The sequence below is a fragment of the Flavobacterium sp. UBA4854 genome (genome assembly GCF_002399805.1).
GTDB classification, from domain to species: Bacteria; Bacteroidota; Bacteroidia; order Flavobacteriales; family Flavobacteriaceae; genus Flavobacterium; species Flavobacterium ginsengisoli.
Map to the genome: position 1 here is coordinate 1 of NZ_DHEI01000054.1, position 2,558 is coordinate 2,558.

Below are 2,558 nucleotides of genomic sequence, written 5' to 3' on the forward strand. Positions count from 1 at the left end.
AGCTACACTAAGAAATTTGCTGCTGGCGAATTTCAAGTTCCTTGTGCCTTAATTATCGGAACTCGTAAACCATCTACAGATTTAAAAACTTCTTTAAACAATGCACTTCGCGAATACGATGTTGCGGTATAGGTTTTAAAAGATCTTAATATTAAAAATCCAAATTCCATTTTATTATTGGAATTTGGATTTTTTTTGTCACTTCCTTTTTTGAAGTTTTATAAGCTTAGCATATTTCATATAAGAAAAAAAAGCCTGAATCATTGCAATTGTCAATCCATCAAGACCGTTAAAAATTCCTTTTTTAAAGAAATAGCAACGGATAAAGGCTACTGTTCCGTTCAAAACAGGCTTAAACGCATTTATTCTCTTTCCTTGATCAAACAATTGTTGGGCATGCCATCCTGAATATTGGTTCTTTTTTGCAATAATCTGATCAAAAGAATCCCATCCGTAATGTAAAATATGTACCGCAACCTTTTTCTCATTTTGAGCAACAATTTTCTGATGTACTTTAGAATCTGAAGGATGAGCTGTTTGTTTGTTAAAGAAACGAACTTTATGATCTGGATACCATCCAGAAAAATCTATTAATTTATCTGCCAGAAAGTTTTTAACTCTAAAACTTAAAGCATCATGGTTTCCTTCTAGATATTTTTTTTGCAGAATAAATTCCTCTGCATCTTTATCTAAAAATTCGTCTGCATCTAGATTTAAAATCCAGTCATTTTTACAAAAAGGCAATCCGTGCGTACGCTGCGGTCCATCTCCTAAAAATACTTGCTGAATAACCTGTGCTCCTTTTTCTTTAGCTATTTCTACTGTACAATCTTTACTAAAAGAGTCTACAATAATAACTTCATCACAAACTTTAAATAAGGCATCTATACATTTTCCAATGTTTTTCTCTTCATTGAAAGTAATAACCAAACCGCTAATTCCCATTGTCAATTTTAATTTGTTGAGCACAAAAATATGACTTTTTAATTTAGTTTAATCTTATTACTGCCATCACTTGTTCACTTCACAAAATAGTTTGTACTTTAGCTTTCAAATTGAACATAAAAACCAAATGAGAATATTAGTTATTCAGCAAAAAAGAATCGGAGACGTCTTAACAAGCACAATTATCTGCAACAACTTAAAAGCCAAGTTTCCAGATTCTACAATTGACTATATGTGTTATCCTAATTCGATTGATGTTCTTACAGAAAATCCGAATATTGATAACATTATTCCAGTAACTAATAAAATCAGAAAATCTACTTTTGGTTTCATTAAATTCATTTTTGAGATTCGAAGAAAAAAATATGATGCGGTAATCGATGTATACAGTAAATTAGGAACGAATTTAATTACGTTTTTTTCTGGAGCAAAATTTAAAGTTTCCTATCATAAATGGTATTCTAACATTTTTTACAACTACAGTTACGAGCGTTTTGATGCCATAAAATCAGAATATGGTTTAGCAATCGAAAACAGATTATTGCTTCTTAAACCTTTTTTCACAGAAAAGATAACCAATGTAAAACCAAAGATTTATTTAAAAGAATCTGAAATTGCAGAAGCAAAAAATATTTTAAACAGCTACAATATAGATCCTGAAAAACCACTAATTATGTTTGGAATTTTAGGAAGCGAACACTACAAAACATATCCGCTAGACGGAATGGCAAAAATTATCGATTTTACAGTAGCCAAAACAAACGCTACTATTCTTTTTAATTATATTCCGAACCAGAAAGAACAAGCTTTGGAGGTTTATAATCATTGTTCTGACGAGACAAAAAAGCATATTATCTTCGATTTGTACGCTACAGATTTACGTCAGTTTTTGGCAATACTTTCTCAATGCGAAATGCTTATAGGAAACGAAGGCGGCGCTGTAAATATGGCAAAAGCACTTGAAATTCCAACCTTCTCGATCTTTACTCCTTCTGTTAGAAAAGAAACTTGGCAGCTGTTTGAGAATGAAGCAAAAAATGTATCTGTTCATTTAAAAGATTTAAAACCTGAAATCTACGAGAAACATACAGAGCAATATATAAAAGAACATACTTTTGAATATTATGCTGAGTATCCATTAGAACTTATGCTGAAAAAATTAGAGACTTATTTTCAAGAATATAAAAATTGAAAAAGTAAAGGATCAGCATGAATAGTGAAGGGCAAAAATTATCAGTATTGATTATTACGCTTAATGAAGAACATCACATAAAATCGCTTCTTGAAGATATTGATTTTGCTGATGAAATAATTGTTGTTGATTCTTTTAGCACTGATAAAACAGTAAGCATTGTTGAGTCTTTTAACAATGTAAAATTAATTCAGAATGCATTTATTGATTATACTTCTCAACGAAATTTTGCGTTGGATCAAGCCCGAAATTCATGGGTTTTATTTATTGATGCCGATGAAAGATTAACACCCGAATTAAAATCTGAAATCGTTACTGAAATTAATTCCCAAAATGCTGCAAGCGCTTATTTTATCTATCGCATTTTTATGTTTAAAAACAATAGATTAAATTTCAGTGGCTGGCAGACTGATAAGATTTT

Annotated in this window: 3 protein-coding genes and 1 pseudogene; 3 read left to right on the forward strand and 1 reads right to left on the reverse strand. The window is 30.6% G+C overall.

Annotation, left to right across the window (positions count from 1 at the left end; translation table 11 throughout):
• Positions 1-132 (forward strand): annotated as a pseudogene (locus B3J44_RS07920) (2,3,4,5-tetrahydropyridine-2,6-dicarboxylate N-succinyltransferase); the annotation flags it as partial.
• Positions 133-198: 66 nt separating this feature from the next.
• On the opposite strand, the gene B3J44_RS07925 reads toward B3J44_RS07920, so the two are convergent.
• The gene (locus B3J44_RS07925) at positions 199-945 is read right to left on the reverse strand and encodes a glycosyltransferase family 2 protein (protein ID WP_286967718.1); all 747 of its coding nucleotides are present in this window, start codon (positions 943-945) and stop codon (positions 199-201) included.
• 127 nt (positions 946-1,072) lie between these two features.
• On the opposite strand from B3J44_RS07925, the gene B3J44_RS07930 reads away from it, so the two are divergent.
• Both B3J44_RS07930 and B3J44_RS07935 read left to right on the forward strand, forming a co-directional pair.
• Entirely contained in the window at positions 1,073-2,137 is a 1,065-nt protein-coding gene (locus B3J44_RS07930; RefSeq protein WP_278022181.1) for a glycosyltransferase family 9 protein, read from the forward strand.
• 17 nt (positions 2,138-2,154) lie between these two features.
• The coding region (locus B3J44_RS07935) for a glycosyltransferase family 2 protein (RefSeq protein ID WP_286967637.1) at positions 2,155-2,558 on the forward strand (404 nt) is incomplete at its 3' end.